The organism is Crateriforma conspicua (assembly GCF_007752935.1).
Classification (GTDB): domain Bacteria; phylum Planctomycetota; class Planctomycetia; order Pirellulales; family Pirellulaceae; genus Crateriforma; species Crateriforma conspicua.
Genome location: NZ_CP036319.1, coordinates 405,252 through 420,076, shown reverse-complemented (window position 1 = coordinate 420,076; position 14,825 = coordinate 405,252). Strand labels below are relative to the sequence as shown.

At 57.5% G+C, this 14,825-nt stretch carries 11 protein-coding genes; 4 read left to right on the top strand and 7 right to left on the bottom strand.

Annotated elements, in window-relative coordinates:
• Positions 1-15 precede the first annotated feature (15 nt).
• The 4 genes from Mal65_RS01665 to Mal65_RS01650 form a co-directional block, all read right to left on the bottom strand.
• Positions 16-915, bottom strand: a complete 900-nt coding sequence (locus tag Mal65_RS01665) for an alpha-1,2-fucosyltransferase (protein WP_145293064.1) — start codon at positions 913-915, stop codon at positions 16-18.
• A 230-nt stretch (positions 916-1,145) separates the two neighbouring features.
• Complete coding sequence (locus tag Mal65_RS01660; RefSeq protein WP_165701005.1) at positions 1,146-2,201, bottom strand: glycosyltransferase family 2 protein; 1,056 nt, start codon at positions 2,199-2,201, stop codon at positions 1,146-1,148.
• A 232-nt stretch (positions 2,202-2,433) separates the two neighbouring features.
• On the bottom strand, positions 2,434-3,384 hold the full coding sequence (locus tag Mal65_RS01655; RefSeq protein WP_145293060.1) for a glycosyltransferase family 2 protein: 951 nt from the start codon (positions 3,382-3,384) through the stop codon (positions 2,434-2,436).
• Positions 3,385-3,389: 5 nt separating this feature from the next.
• The gene (locus Mal65_RS01650) at positions 3,390-4,400 is read right to left on the bottom strand and encodes a glycosyltransferase family 2 protein (RefSeq protein ID WP_145293058.1); all 1,011 of its coding nucleotides are present in this window, start codon (positions 4,398-4,400) and stop codon (positions 3,390-3,392) included.
• A 351-nt stretch (positions 4,401-4,751) separates the two neighbouring features.
• Here Mal65_RS01650 and Mal65_RS01645 point away from each other — a divergent pair, with 351 nt between their 5' ends.
• The 3 genes from Mal65_RS01645 to Mal65_RS01635 all read left to right on the top strand — a co-directional run bounded on the left by Mal65_RS01645 (position 4,752) and on the right by Mal65_RS01635 (position 10,839).
• On the top strand, positions 4,752-5,948 hold the full coding sequence (locus Mal65_RS01645) for a glycosyltransferase family 4 protein (RefSeq protein WP_145293056.1): 1,197 nt from the start codon (positions 4,752-4,754) through the stop codon (positions 5,946-5,948).
• Between the two features lie 16 nt (positions 5,949-5,964).
• A complete protein-coding gene (locus Mal65_RS01640) occupies positions 5,965-6,873 on the top strand; it encodes a hypothetical protein (protein ID WP_145293054.1) in 909 nt (302 codons plus the stop codon).
• Positions 6,874-7,071: 198 nt separating this feature from the next.
• Positions 7,072-10,839 (top strand): DUF4347 domain-containing protein, encoded by a 3,768-nt coding sequence (locus Mal65_RS01635; protein ID WP_145293052.1) that lies wholly within the window; start codon positions 7,072-7,074, stop codon positions 10,837-10,839.
• Here the strand turns inward: Mal65_RS01635 and Mal65_RS01630 are convergent.
• Genes Mal65_RS01630 through Mal65_RS01620 form a run of 3 tightly spaced genes read right to left on the bottom strand, consistent with a single transcriptional unit; the run spans position 10,791 to position 13,506 of the window.
• Positions 10,791-11,834: a sulfotransferase family protein gene (locus Mal65_RS01630; RefSeq protein ID WP_145293050.1), complete on the bottom strand. Its 1,044-nt coding sequence runs from the start codon at positions 11,832-11,834 to the stop codon at positions 10,791-10,793. The two genes, Mal65_RS01635 and Mal65_RS01630, sit on opposite strands and share 49 nt — an antisense overlap.
• Positions 11,834-12,598 (bottom strand): glycosyltransferase, encoded by a 765-nt coding sequence (locus Mal65_RS01625; protein ID WP_145293048.1) that lies wholly within the window; start codon positions 12,596-12,598, stop codon positions 11,834-11,836. The genes Mal65_RS01630 and Mal65_RS01625 overlap by 1 nt, the downstream gene beginning before the upstream one ends.
• A 38-nt stretch (positions 12,599-12,636) precedes the next feature.
• The gene (locus Mal65_RS01620; RefSeq protein ID WP_145293046.1) at positions 12,637-13,506 is read right to left on the bottom strand and encodes a glycosyltransferase family 8 protein; all 870 of its coding nucleotides are present in this window, start codon (positions 13,504-13,506) and stop codon (positions 12,637-12,639) included.
• A 302-nt stretch (positions 13,507-13,808) separates the two neighbouring features.
• Here Mal65_RS01620 and Mal65_RS01615 point away from each other — a divergent pair, with 302 nt between their 5' ends.
• Positions 13,809-14,801 carry a glycosyltransferase gene (locus Mal65_RS01615; RefSeq protein ID WP_145293044.1) on the top strand — a complete coding sequence of 331 codons (993 nt, stop codon included), beginning with the start codon at positions 13,809-13,811 and terminating at the stop codon, positions 14,799-14,801.
• Positions 14,802-14,825: the final 24 nt, after the last annotated feature.

The window sequence follows — 14,825 nt, the reverse complement described above, 5'->3', positions numbered from 1 at the left end:
AACGCGATGGAAAAATCAGGCGGCCGCGGCGGTGGTCGAAAAATCGACATCGCCGGAAACACAAAACTCGTGCCGACCAATGTGCCGGTCGTGCGGATACAGCACTCGCAGCGGCACGTCGCCATACATCGATGCCCAGCCCGAAAAAGAACTGGGCGGGCCGATCAAATAGTCACATCCGGCCAAGCTATACATGTCAACGACGGGGCTGCCGCGGTTGATCGTGACATCCACCTCGGGAAAGTCTTCCGCCGATAGGTTGCCGTCGCTGCACACCAGAAAACGGACACGCCGGCCGGGAAATTGATTCGCCAGATCACGCATCCAAGCGTGGTACCGAGCGACGGGATAGAACCAATCGCCGTTCATGAATTTTTGATAGTCGGTTTGCCGGATGTGCGTTCCAATCAGCACGTCGCATCCGTCCCGAGCCACCTGCAAAGATGCGTCGATTTGGCGCCGATAGATTTCAACGGGCCGAAAGAAGTCGCGGATCACGTTGATGTGACGTCGCACCAGATTCGGACAGCGGAAACGATAACCGCGGACGATCAAGTTGCCGTCGCGTACACGACGCAAGAAGTCCTCGGATTCTAGATCGCAGTCTTTCGTCAAATCGATCGAATGGATCCGTAAAGGCCACCGAACCATGCCGGTGTCATTCAGTGACGCCAGGACGACATGCAGCCCCCGATAGGCGACGTTTCGCACCCATGGCGAGGGCACCATCGACGCGGGTTGGGCGGGAAAGCGACACGCCAATCCGCTGCGATATGTCCCTTCAAACAGATGGGCGTATTCGAAGAACGCCGGGTTGGCCAACGGGCAATCGTGCTGCACCGAAAAGGCGATGAAGTGGGCGAACAGATTCAGCCCGTTCCCCAGCCGGCCGGGTCGTTTACCGATCAGAATCATGCCAATGCGTAGCCAAGACTAACAGGAGGGTTGGTGGATCGAAGGATTGGGGGCGTGAAACATGCGATAGCAAAATTCCGCCGACAACGTCAATCGCGATCCCAACTCCAGCTTGCTAGCATCAACTCTGGCGTCACCAACCGCGCCTCCGCCACCCTGACTCGCGTCGCCTTGTCCGGCGATTCAATGACCCGTCACCCGCGTCCTAAACACCCGCGCCGCACAACGGATCAGGCGGCACGTCGCTGTGGCCGCTTGCCTCCAGGGCAATTCGCCTCGGTCTTGGTCGGCTTTGCAATTCCTGGCGGTACGAACGCGTTGTCCGATGCCGGTTCGGCCGATCCGACGGGCTGAATGACCGCATCGGGGTCCGTCTTGGGCGTGCGAACCTGTTGCGCATAGTGGATTGCCATCAACAGGTACTGTTCCAATCGCACATGCAGAGGCACTCGGGCGCGCGAGGACATCTTGGCATAGCTGACCAATTCCCGCAGCGTCGGCTTTTCGATCGTGCGAAACTCTCTGGGCAACAGGTACCCCAGCGACGGCACGTCGTACCCCATTCGATCGATGTAGTGCGCCATCAATCGATTCAGCTTCAGCGCGTGAGCCAGTTTTTGAGCGGCGTCGAACCGCTTCCGCGCGTGGTGGTTCTGGTCGTGAATCCGATAGTTCACCAGCGGCATGTCCAGGTGATACTTGTGACCGCCGGCCAAGGAAGCACCGAACACCAAAACGTCGTCGGCGCGGGTCACCCAGTCGTCTTCGTGCGGATAGGGCAGGATCTTTCGCAACAGATCCGTCTTCATCGACAAACACGATGTCGGGTTGCCGATCCACGACCGATTGAAGACGGACGCCAGAGCACTTAGCCCTCGATCGCGGGTCGGTTTCATGCGACGTTTCACATTGCGGACGTTTCCGATTTCACGGAAGCCGACGCTTAAAAAGTTGACGTCGGGGCGTTGCCGATAGATGGCCCCACATCGATCGACCAGATCGGGATCATAGATGTCGTCGGCGTCCAGAAAGAACACAACATCGCCCGTAATCAGCGGACAACCGTGATGAAAGCAAGACAGTTGTCCCGCCTGTCGCTTGCCCAAAATCTCGACGGTCCCCTGTCCGGCAAACTCGCGTCTCAGGGCCTCCAGGGACCCGTCGGTCGATCCGTCGTCGACCACGATGATCTCGTGGAACGGGATCGTTTGCTCCAGGGCACTCCGCACCGCCTGTCCGACATAGCGAACATAGTTGTGGCTGTTGATCAGACAGCTGGCTCTCATGCTTCGAAGCTCCCCTCGCGGCGTCGGACCACCCCGCCGCCTGGCTGCCATCGACACCGAGAGTCTTCCAGAGACGTTCCCGCGTCACAGCCATCGATCGACAAGGCTTTCCAAACCGGTATCGCCGGAACGGCCAAAAAACTTCAGCTGAATCCCCATCTTTGGGGTGAACCGGATGCAAATAGGGGCCATGCGTGCAAGTTTCGCCCGGCCGCCGAGAAGGCCGAACGCGTTATGCGGCGCGGCGTTGGGCGGGCCAGCGAACCAAACGTTTGCCGCTACGTCGCAGATGACGCCAATAGGAACGTTGCTGCAACAGAACAGGATGTTTCGCGGCCAATTTTGCCAACATTCGCAACTTGATCGTCGAACTTTGCTCACGTTGCAAAATCATGGCCCGTTCCATCGCGTTGAGCGCGATCATACGTTCCCGATCCTGAGAATCGATCCGCGGATCGGGTCGCTGTAGATATGGATCGACAATCGCCATCAGTTCCAATCGGGTCTGATCGATCTGCGATGTTTTTTGGGCACCATGGATGCGAAACGCCGATAGCGGTTGATCGATCTGGTGAATCCGCATGCCGGCGTCAAAGCCGCGAAGCCAGTAATCAAAATCCATCGCAAAGTATCGCGACTCGTCAAATCCGCCCAATTGCCGGGACAGTCGTCGCGTCCAAAAAACTTCGGGCTGGACAAAGTTGCGATTGTCGAAATAGCGAAGCCAATGCTGCCAAAGATCCAGCATCTCCACAAAGCTTGTGATGGTGGCGGTTTGTGGACGGATCAGCTCCCCCGCTTCGTCGACATGGTGGCAGGTGCCGAAGATGAAATCACGCTGTGGATCAGCTTCCCAGGCATCGACGACCGCTTCAAAAGCACCGGGCAAGTAGTAGTCGTCGCTGTTGATGTAGGCCAGTAAATCGCCGTCACAACGCTGAAAACCCTTGTTGATCGCGTGCGTTTGCCCACGATCCGGTTCACTGCACCAACCGGCAAGTTCGCTTTCGTAACGGCCAATGACATCGACGGTGTGGTCGGTGCTACCGCCGTCAATGACGAAGTACTGCAAGTCGAACCGGCTGCCGCGTCCGGCCTGGGACAAAACACTGCGGATGGTTTGTTCCAGAAATCCTGCCTGATTGAACGACGGCGTCACGATGCTGATCAAGGGCCGCTTCATGGTTCTCAGGCCGCCTTGACGTTCGATTGGGAAGTGCCTGTCGCGTTTGCCTGGCGGGGTGATTCGGTCACTGTCACGTCCGGTTCGACCGCCGACGGTGTGTCTTTGCGACGCCGAAATTCATTGGCGTAATGCAACACCATGTTCAGGGCGTAATCCAAGCGTGTGGACCAAGGCAAACGACCGCGACCCAGCATCCGCAGGTAGCTACGCAGTTCTTTCGACGACGGACGTTCGCAGGTGCGGAATTCGCGATGCAGCAGGTACGCGATGCTGTCGCGATCCACCCGCGCCGCACGCAGGTACCAATTCACCATTCGTTCCACGCACAGGGCGTATTGCATTTTGCCGACCGCACCCAGTCGTTTTCCGGCAAAGTGATTGCGGTCATGAATGCGATATTCGACCAGCGGCAACTCCAGGTGATACTTGTCGGCCCCCATGATGGACGACCCCAGCACCAAAACGTCGTCGGCACGCGTCTGCCAATCCGATTCGTCGGGATAGGGCAGTACTTTTTGGGCCATCGTTCGACGCATCGACAGACACGACGTCGGGTTTCCGATCCAACAGCGGTGCAGGACGGCCGAAGCAACACTGATGCCGCGTCGACGAGATCCCGATGCCGGCGGATGCCAGCCTTCGATCGCACCAAACCGCCGATACCCCGTGCTGACGAAACCGATTTCGGGTCGCCGTTGATACAGATCCGTCACCCGCCGCAGCATTTCGGGGGCATAGCGATCGTCGGCGTCCAAAAAGAACAACAAGTCGCCGCTAGATTCGGCCAATCCGACGTGAAAACACGACAGCTGACCGCCCTGGGGTTTGGCAATCAAACGCACCTTGGCATGACCGCCATAGTCCTTGCGGATGCGATCCACTGAACCGTCCGATGATCCGTCGTCGACCACGATCACTTCGTCAAACGGCTTCGATTGTGCCAGCGCACTATCGATCGCTTCGCCGACATAGTCGACGTAGTTGTGGCAGTTGATCAGACAGGAGGAACGCATGAATCGGCTCGAAAGGACGTGTGGGCCGACGATGCTGTCGACCAACGGATTTCCTGTTCGCACGCGACCCTATCGAATTTGCACCGTCGGTGGCCAGAGTGTTTTTTAGCCCCCCGCGATGCATCGCCGCGCCAAGGGGTACATCGCCGCGACAGAACGATCGCGGGCGATCCAGATGCACCGGTGACCTGATCGTCGGCCCGCGACGAAATCGTCCGCCCATCAAACGACGTTGACTTCGGTTGGCGGGTCCCCCTATGGATGTTGTCGGTGTGCGGAAAGCTCCGCTACCAACTTCGCAACGTTCCCGGCTGTCCGCCGTCGAAGCGCCCTGAAGGGAGTCGCTAACTCGTGTCACGACTGAAAATCCTGGCGGTCATTCCCCATCTGATCCGGCCCAGCGAAGTTTGGATGTATCGCCAATTGCAAGTCTTTCGCCACCAGGACCTGCACATCATCGCCGGGCATCGACATCAGCACGAACAATTCGACCTGACCGGGATCCCGATCACAACGGTGCCCGAATCGATGAACAACCCGCTGCGGGGCTTACGCCGGCATTGGGATCGGATTCGATTTCCCGGCATGCAAGGAACACGATACGGTCAGCATCAACGGCAATGGTTTCGGGAACAGGTCTGCCGCATTCGACCGGATGCCATTCATTGCCAATACGGCACGGTGGGGCTGTCGACGTTGGATGCGATCAACGATCTGGACATCCCCGTGTTTGTTCAATTCAACGGTGACGGACTGTCTTGTCTGGTCCATCGGCGTCGCGGACGCGAACGAATGGTCCGGTCCATCGGCAACTTTGCCGGACTGATCACCGTCGCTCGGTATCAACAACAATGGCTGCTGCGTCGCGGGGCGTCCCCCGAACAAGTCGCGTTGATTCCCTACGGCGCGCCGTTGGAACCCGACGCGACGTCGATTCGTACCCAACGTCCGAATTGTCAGTTTTTGGCGGTCGGTCGTTTGTGTGAAATGAAGTCGCCGCTGAACTTGATCCGCGCGTTTGCGTTGTGCCAAAGCCTGAATCCGGCCAGCCGACTAACCATCATCGGCGATGGCCCCATGCGTGGTGAGACCGAAAACCTCATTCAGCGTCTGGGTTTGAAAGATCACGTCACGTTGCTGGGCGTCCAACCGGCCGAGGTGGTTCGACGCCAGATGTTGCAAGCGGACGTGTTTGTTCAGCACAGCGTGACGGCAGCCAACGGAATGATGGAAGGATGGCCCGTCGCCATCGGCGAAGCAATGTCGCGCGGGTTGCCGGTCGTCGCCACACGACATGCCGGGATTTGCGAACAAGTGATCCACGACGTCAACGGATATCTGTGCGACGAATTCGATTGGTCGGACATGGGACGTTACATGGCCGACCTGGCCGGCAACGCGATGAAACGCCAGACCTTCGGACGCCAAGCCCTCCGCCTGTCGCTGGATGCTCGCGTCCAAACGCACACTCAACTGGACTTTATCCGCAAACGTCTGGGCGTCACCCGTCAATCCCAGCGTCCATCCACACTACAACAAGCGGCATGACCCCAGGATCTGACACGTGCACACGATCATTTTGCCGTATTACTGTGAAGAGGAAGTCGAACGTTACACGTTGATCCTCCGTCACTTGCAGTCTTTCGGCCCTTCACGGGTGGATTTTCGCTTCCTATTGGCGGCCAGTCCCAAGACCTCCGCCAGCGATCGCTTGCACAAAGCGGCATCAGCCGTCGCTCCGGTGCAACACTTCGAATGCCCTAGCCAAGTCTTTGGTTATCCCGAAGGCCCCTCCGCAATGTTCTGGGACTGCATGGACCACCTTGCAAAGCAGGAGGGTGACGGATTCGCGCTGTGGCTGGAATCCGACATGTGCCCGGTCCGTCCCGACTGGGTTGAACGGTTGGATGCACAATGGCGACAGTGCGGTGATGTTCTAGTGATGGGCACAGTCATTCCACACACCAATCGCCTGATCCGAAAAACTCGCTGGACCTGGCGGGGGCGTCGGCACCATCACGTTCATGTGCCCTGGATCAGCCAACACGTCAACGGCGGCGCCTGTTATCGAAACGATCTGGTTCGCCATATGCCCGACGATCATCGCGAAGGAATTTTTGACACTCGCCTTGGCCAGATTTTGGCAACCACCGGTGGCTATGCCGACACGCCCAGCATCCGCCTGACCACCGAGCAGCGACTTGCGATGGACCTTGAAGACCCCAATGTCGTTTTGGTGCACGGATACTTGCAGGCCAAGGACCCGTTCATCGATTGGTGCACCGGCCGAAAACCGATCCCGAGACCATCGGTGGCGCCAGACCGTCCCGACACCATTCGACGAACCGTCGATTCGTGCCCCAGGCGTCTTCACTTGGATGCGACGTTTGCCATCAAAGATCGCATGCCCGCGGTGCTGACGGTCTATCACCGCAACGCCTTGATGCCCCATCCACAGTCTCAAGCCGCGTAGCCTCTTGACGGCTTCCATCGGCAAGGGCGCCATCAGGACGACGATACCGGTCGGGAAATTTCTGGCCTACAATCGTCACAACCCAAAGAAAAGATTCGTACGCCTGGGAAGTTGGTGCAACGTTTCTTGAATTCGCCCGCCTTTGTACTAGCGTGATGGCCAGAAGCGTTCTTGCCCTCTTCGCTATCAGGCCCCCCGATGCCACGCCGCTCACGCCGCCAGAGTTTCCGTCCAGGAAGTGGTCCGTCCCGCTGGTCCCTCGCCTCTCTGGAACCACGATTGATGTTGGCCGCCGACGCGGGCGTCGCTGCTGCGGCACCAATCTCCGGCTCAGTAGCGGCGGAAACAGTGGCCAGCAAAGTCGACGCGACGTCGCGAAGTAGCTGCGAACACCTCGTGTTGATCGATAGCGAGATCACCGATCTTTCCCAATGGGAATCGGCGCTGCCCGAAGCGGCTGAGATAGCCGTGTTGCAACCGGGCGCAGATCCGATTGATCAGATCAGCCAAATTCTTTCCCAACGCCGCGACGTCCGATCGTTGCACATCATCAGCCACGGAAGCGTCGGACAGATTCGCTTGGCCGGCCAGTCCATCGACCAACAGACGCTGACGACCCAGCAAGAACAGATCCGACACTGGCGTTCCGCGTTTGCATACGATGCCGACCTGTTGCTTTACGGTTGCGACGTGGCTGGTGGCCCCGAAGGCAAATCATTCGCACGATTGTTGTCACGGTTGGCCGGTGTCGATGTCGCAGCTTCCGACGATGCGACAGGCAACACGAGCGAGAACTTGGCAGTGGCGGATTGGGATCTAGAGTTCACCGTCGGCGATGTTCGATTTGCCGCCTTGCTGAACCGACAAGCTTTGTCCGGAATCCGCGAGCACCTTGGGATCGAAATTTGGGCGGCCGGCGAAACCACCGATGAACTGATGGAATTGGAGATCGACGGCCAAGTCGTCGACAGTTGGTTCGTCCGGGACACCAACGCCAATGACGGCACCTTCCTGCCGTACTACTACAACGTTGACGGAGTTTCGCCCGATCAAATTCGAATCAACTTCGTCAACGATTTCTATGATGCCGCCTCGGGAACCGACCGCAACTTGCGTGTCGACAAAATCGTGGTTGACGGTCTCACTTACGAGACCGAAGCCCCCAGTGTTTTTTCGACGGGGACCTGGCAGCCTGACACCGGCGTGACGCCCGGCAATCGACAAAGCGAGTACCTGACGAATAACGGGTATTTCCAATTTGCGTCAGACGGTGGCGGCACCTCCACGATCACCACGATTGAAATCGACGCCTTCGGTGAAACAGGCGACGAAGCGATGCAGTTGGTTGTCAAAGACGAAGTCGTTTGGACGTACTTGAACGTACCGACCAGCGGCACCACTTACAGCTACGACTATTACGGTGATGTCGCGCCCAGCGACGTTCGTGTGGCCTTCATCGGTGCAGTCTATCAGCCCGAATTTGGCTATGACCAGAACTTACGAGTTGATCGCATTCGCATCGACGGTGAATCATTCGAATCGGAATCGGCATCCACTTACAGCACTGGCACCTACGTCAACGGCCAGGGAATCATTCCCGGCAACTGGCGCAGCGACATCCTTCATGACAACGGCTATTTCCAGTACGACTACGGTGGTGGGAATCCGGGAAATGGTGAACAAGGCAGTTTTGCACTTGGCACCGGTGGCGAATCCGTCGACGAATCCAACGGCAGCGTCACCGTCACCATCGAACGAATCGGAGGTACCGACGGGACGGCGACCATCGAGTACTTCACCGCCGATGACACCGCAATTGCCGGCCAAGATTATGCCGCCGTGTCAGGTCAGTTGACATTCTTCACCGGGGAAACCAGCAAGCAGGTCACGATCCCGATTTATAACGATGGCCAGGCGGAATCGACCGAATCTTTCAGCATCCGGTTGAACAATCCGAACGGCGCGGGCCTACTGGCACCGAGAACCGCAGTCATCCAGATATTGGATGATGATTCCAACCTGCCACTTTATGCCTCCTTCGATTCCGCAAACGGGCTGGACTTGAACGGAAACGCCGTGGTCACCGGCGGCAGTCTGCAGTTGACCGCGGCAACTGCACAACAACGGGGCAGTGCGTACTACACGACCGCCATCCCGATCAGTGAAGGCACGTCGTTCCAAACCTCCTTCACGGCAAGATTCACCGGTGGACAAGGTTCCGCCGGGGGCGAAGGCCTGGCGTTTGTCATCCAGAATTCGCCTGCGGGCACTTCCGCCCAAAACATCGGCAACTACTCCGGCGGGTTGGACTACAACGCTGTCCCCAACAGCTTGGCGGTTGAACTTGATACGTTCAAAAATGTTTATGAAACCTACGCCGATGAAATCACCATCGTCAAAGATGGATTGCCCGTTTATCCGCTTGCCAACATTCAATCCCCCTATGACTTGAATGATGGCACAGAGAAATATGTATGGGTTGATTACAACGGCGACAGTAATGTGCTGGCGGTCTATTTGTCAGAGACTTCCGAAAAGCCCGACTTTGCAATCCTGAAAACGACCGTCGACCTAGCTGCAACCGTGGGCGATCAAGCATACGTTGGGTTCGCCGGATCGACCGGTACGGCGTTCAACAACACCTACATTGATTCTTGGACCTTCACCCTGGATACGCCCGCGGCCGATCCACCGACCTATCCGACCGGGACACCGACCGAGCTTGCACTGTATTCAGGACTGGACCAACCGGTTTCTCTGGAATGGTCCAACGATGGTCGCAATCTTTACATTGCCGAGAAACCGGGGCGTGTCAAAGTGGTTCGCGACGGGGGCGCGGTGACCACCGTCATCGACATCGCCGATCGCGTTAATGATTTTCAAGACCGCGGGCTGATTGACATCGCCGTGCATCCGGATTTCCAGTCCAACGGATACCTCTACCTGCTGTACACCGTGGACCCGCCCGAAGTCTACGAAAACGTCGGAAACATCTATGCCGGCCCCGACGGCCAGGGCAATCGCGCCGGTCAACTGATCCGCGTCACCTTGGACGCATCGACAGGATTCACATCGGTGGTTCCCGGCAGCGAAGTCACGCTTCTGGGCAGCCAAAGCACTTGGAACAACTTCAACGCGTTCACCGACAGCACCTTGAACTTTGGTGAACCTCCGGCCGGCCAGAATCCGGACGGCAGTTACATCAATGACTTCATTAACAGCGACAGCCGCAGTCATACGGTTGGTTCGCTAGAGTTCGGGATCGACGGCAATTTGTTCGTGTCGATCGGTGACGGCGCCAGTTTCAACCAGACCGACGTTCGCGCGTTCCGCGTTCAAGACCCCGACAGTCTTTCGGGCAAAGTGTTGCGGATTGATCCCTACACGGGGCAAGGCCTGTCGGACAATCCGTTCTACAACGGAAACCCTGATGACAACCGCAGCAAGGTCTATCAACTCGGTTTGCGAAACCCGTGGCGATTAGCCGTCGATCCGGATACCGGTCGACTGTTCATCGGCGAAACAGGACTCAGCAACTTCGAAGAGATTAACACCGGGGACCCAGGCACCAACTTCGGCTGGCCCGCTTACGAAGGCGGCCAAGGCACCAATCGGCCGACGCCGACCTATCAAAATCTGGCCCAGTCACAAGCGATCTACAGCAGCGTCTATGCGACGCCGGCACTGATTGCGATTCCACACGGCACCGGCCCCAATGTGGTGGTCGTGGGCGATGTCGCGACGGAACTGGTTTATGGTCCGCAGTATGACGGCGATCTTTTCTACAACGACTTTGGTCGCGGCATCGTCAGCCACGCGGACGTTTCCGCCGACGGCACCTTGCTGGGCAGCAGCGTGTTCGCCACCGGTGCCGAGTGGATCACCGACATCAAACAAGGCGTCGACGGCAAACTGTATTACGCCGATTTGGTCAACGGTGTCGTCGGACGCTGGGAAATCGCCTGAGCCAATCGGATTCGCGACTTGAGGGATCGTCGCATTTTCGATCGCACTGGACTTCGTAGAAACGTCGTCAATGGCGGAACGAGTCCGACCGCCTTGGGTCGAACTTGTGCCAACTGGTCGGCCAGCTGGCGATCGTCATATCCCAATCGATTCAGCAATTCGCTGCCAAGCATCTGACGGTAGTCGTCAAGCATCCGCCAATGCACCGGGTCCTGACCGGCACGACAAACCCATTTGTCGATCGACTGTGCGTTGGCAGACCGATGCAGTCCGATCCCCTTTGGATCGCCGAAACGCCGCTGTGTCGCTTCGCCATAGTCCGCCAATCCGCCAGTCGGCTGGAGCCCCAGAAACCGCTGCAAATCCGCCAACACCGAATCGGGATCAGCCGTCAGGTCTTCGTAGCGAACGGTCCGCAAACGCTGGTCGCCACACTCCGACGCTACAGCCAGATGCACCGGAGCCATCAGTAGATCGTCGCGGTGAACTGCGATGTAGGGCCAGTTACCGCGGATCCAAGTATCCAGGATGGATGAGAAAACGGCCAACGGGTTGCGAATCAGCAGGACCATCCGCACGTCGTCAAGAATTCGCAAAATCTCATCGATGATCCGGTAGTAGCGTGGCGTCTTGTCGATCAAAATTTTTTGACCCGCCGCGTTTCGAGCCTGATCAAAAATCCCATTGACCATTGTCGCCATCGCCCGCTCGATGCTGCGTCGCCCGCCGGGCAACATCGACTTGGCAAAGTCATCGACCGCCTGATCGGCCAGTTCCCCGTCAAACGGCATGGGGTGACCGTGCGTGCGTGATTCCAACGCATACACGAGCGGCAGCAGCAACCAGGTTTCACCCGCCGAGACGACGTCGGGGTGCTTGCCAAGCATCGTTTGCAATAGCGTCGATCCGGCACGTGGCTGCGATGCGATCAAGGCAAGCGGGCAGGGCCCTTGCGCTGATTCGCCATTGGTATGGATATCGCTAGCTTCTTGCATCACGCGGCCTTTCGATCCGTCACGCGTCCCTTGGAATCCAACCGAACGGCCAAACCGCTGTATCGCATCTGGATTTGCGATTGAACTTTCCCGTGCTCTGCCGAAGACGCACTGGAAAGGCCGTTTCCATGCCGGCGATATCCAATCCCGGTCACTCCGCTAAAGCAAAAATTCGCGCGGCGGGCCAATCGCAACTTGAAATCCCAATCTTCGTAGATCTTCAGCGTCGTATCGAAACCGCCGACCGATCGGGCAACATCGGTATTCACCAAATAGTCGCGTGGGATGAACACGGACCGACGCAACATGCCATGAAAAAGGGGGCCTTCACGCAACGGCTGTTGTTCACTGACCAACGCCAGATCGTTTCCCGAACCATCAATCAACATCACGTCGGAAAAGGCGACTTGGGGACGCCCCCACGATGGTTGGCCGAGCGCCGCGACTTCACGTTCCAGCTTATCGTCACCGTAGAAGACATCATCGCTGTCCAACGAAGTGACAAGATCACCGCTTGCAAGTTCCAGCAACCGGTTGCGCACGGCACTGATCCCTTCGTTTCGAGAATTGATCACCAAACGAATCCGCGGGTCATCAACGGCACGGATCACGTCAACGGAATCGTCAGTTGACGCATCATCGACGATCAACAATTCCCACGATTGCCAGGTCTGGCGCATCACCGATGCGATGGCCTGACTGACGTACGTTGCGTTGTTGTAGTTGGGCATCATCACGGTGATCCGTGTGGGATGATGCGTCATCGTCTTGCCCTAAATGATCGGGGTATCAGTTCAATTGATCAGGCCGCTCGTCGCCGGATCCCCAGTTTTTCCATTCGTCGCCGCCACCAGTCCTTTTTGCCCGGTCGGTCGATCCGCACACCGTCGCGTCGTAGCCGGTCGGCGATCCGCCAGAATTCTTCCGCATAGGGATGAACGACGTTGGGGCTCCAGGGCTTCAGTCCCGAACCACTGAAATGGACTATCGCGGGATCGTCGGGCAGAGCTAGTCGATGCTGGCCGAAAAAGCAGCGATGGTTGCAATTCCATCTCCGGTCCAGCGGCTGCCATTGTCCTTGCAGATACAGGGCCAAAACGTCTTGGTCCCAGAATCGCAACCGGTCGCGGTGCTTTTCGGCAATGTCGAACAGCGTTTCAGTGACTCCGTCGTTTCGCCAAGTATCCAAGTCCATCACCAACACCCCGGCATTCAGATAGGGGGTCTCCGGTGTCATGCCCAAACGCTGCGACGAATCACTCGGCTCCGGCACCGCGGCGATTCCGGACGGATGCGGGGGAACGTTGGCAAGGAGAGACAGACAATCGCGAACGATCAAATCCGCGTCCAAGTAGATGACCCGTGGCACCGCTTCATCGATCAATCGCGCGATCGCCAGGCGATAGTATGTGGCCAAGCTGACGTGGTCGGTGACGGGCAGCCCGGCGAAACAGGACGGATCGATCGGGTGGAACGTATGTTGGGTTCCCAGGCGTCTCAGGACACGCCGCAGAGGTCCGAAACGCTTGTCGGCTGCCGGATCGTGCAGGACATGCACATGCACGTCGTGTTCACAGTGCCGAACAGCCGATTCGACGGCCACACACGACAGCGACGCGAAGGAACCGTCGACCGCGAACGCGACATGAATCGTTTCGTTGGCGACGTTCATGAAACCTGGGTATTTGGAAGGGCGGGCGAAATTCGAACAGGCGGAATCGGCCGGCCTTCACCGAAAGGGTTGGCCTTCCACACAACGTCTGCGTATAGCAAAAGGGCCGGACGCGACGAAAGCCGAATCGATGCCGGCCGACACGACAGATCGCAATCGAGCGTGGAAGAAAGGTAGGAAATCAGGGCAAAATCCCTATCATGGCCCGACATTCGCCTGGCCGGCGTCCGAACGCAATGCGTTCAACGTGAACCTAAACGCCGGGCCGATCGAAACGTCAATTCACTTTGCTTGCTAAACCGATGCCCCAACCCGTGCCACGATTGTCGTTGTGTTTCCCGATTTTCAATAAGGGTGCATACATCGATGACGTGTTGCATTCGTTCGTGGATTACGTCGATTTGGATCAATGCGAGTTTGTCTTCTTTGATAACGGCAGCACGGACGAATCGTCCGCAAGAATCGCCCACTGGCAGGACCGCCTTGGTGCGGTCGTTCACCGCAGCGAGCACGTGCTGCCCATCAATGAAAGCTGGATCGCCGCGTTGCGGTACGGCACGGCGGACTATCGCAAGCTCTGTCTGGGCGACGACGCCTGTGTCGCGGATCCCGGCCCGGTCGTTCAAAAGATGCAGGCCAATGACTGGGACTTTGCCGTCGGTTTGACAAAAGTGATCAGCAACGATCCCAAGCTTGGAGGGAGCTATTACAACCGAGTCCACGAATTTCGGCAGAAGATTCACGCCGACTTAACGCCGGAACAAAAAGCAGAAATGCTGTTGTCGATCGACGACAGTACCTTCAATCCATTCGGTGACATCAATGCGTGGATCTTTTCTGCGTCTTGCCTGTCGGTCATTCCGGATTGTGGAAAAACCTACAACGGGATGATGTCGTTTCCGGATCTCGAGTTGACCCTTCGGAGCTTCCTGTCCAAGCGTGGCGGTTTCGTTGACGAAATCCTTTCCAGCTTCACCTACAACGATGACAGTCCGGCGGTACGAATCCAAACGTCCGCTAATTTGCGGGCGCACTACGCACTGTGCAAAGCCTCCATTTGCTGGGAATACCTTTACGATGCAAATCTCACTGAATCCGTCCCGGATGAATGGATCGGACCACTACGTCAAAGCGCTTGGCGGTCTCATTTGCGTACCATCATGGCCGATTGCGGTGACGCCGATATGGTTGCCGTACTGCGAGACGTGCTGCGTGAAAACCGACATTTGGAAAACACCAGCAAACGGTCGCTGCGACGACGCATCAAAGACACGCTTCGTGAATGGAAACGCTAGCCAAATTTTCCAGGCCGGCAATCA

Excerpts from the sequence above, each read along its gene's own strand:
- Mal65_RS01630 (WP_145293050.1), bottom strand. The coding sequence starts at position 11,834 with ATGCAAGAAGCTAGCGATATCCATACCAATGGCGAATCAGCGCAAGGG.
- Mal65_RS01650 (WP_145293058.1), bottom strand. The coding sequence starts at position 4,400 with ATGCGTTCCTCCTGTCTGATCAACTGCCACAACTACGTCGACTATGTC.
- Mal65_RS01655 (WP_145293060.1), bottom strand. The coding sequence starts at position 3,384 with ATGAAGCGGCCCTTGATCAGCATCGTGACGCCGTCGTTCAATCAGGCA.
- Mal65_RS01660 (WP_165701005.1), bottom strand. The coding sequence starts at position 2,201 with ATGAGAGCCAGCTGTCTGATCAACAGCCACAACTATGTTCGCTATGTC.
- Mal65_RS01635 (WP_145293052.1), top strand. The coding sequence starts at position 7,072 with ATGCCACGCCGCTCACGCCGCCAGAGTTTCCGTCCAGGAAGTGGTCCG.
- Mal65_RS01620 (WP_145293046.1), bottom strand. The coding sequence starts at position 13,506 with ATGAACGTCGCCAACGAAACGATTCATGTCGCGTTCGCGGTCGACGGT.
- Mal65_RS01625 (WP_145293048.1), bottom strand. The coding sequence starts at position 12,598 with ATGACGCATCATCCCACACGGATCACCGTGATGATGCCCAACTACAAC.
- Mal65_RS01665 (WP_145293064.1), bottom strand. The coding sequence starts at position 915 with ATGATTCTGATCGGTAAACGACCCGGCCGGCTGGGGAACGGGCTGAAT.
- Mal65_RS01615 (WP_145293044.1), top strand. The coding sequence starts at position 13,809 with ATGCCCCAACCCGTGCCACGATTGTCGTTGTGTTTCCCGATTTTCAAT.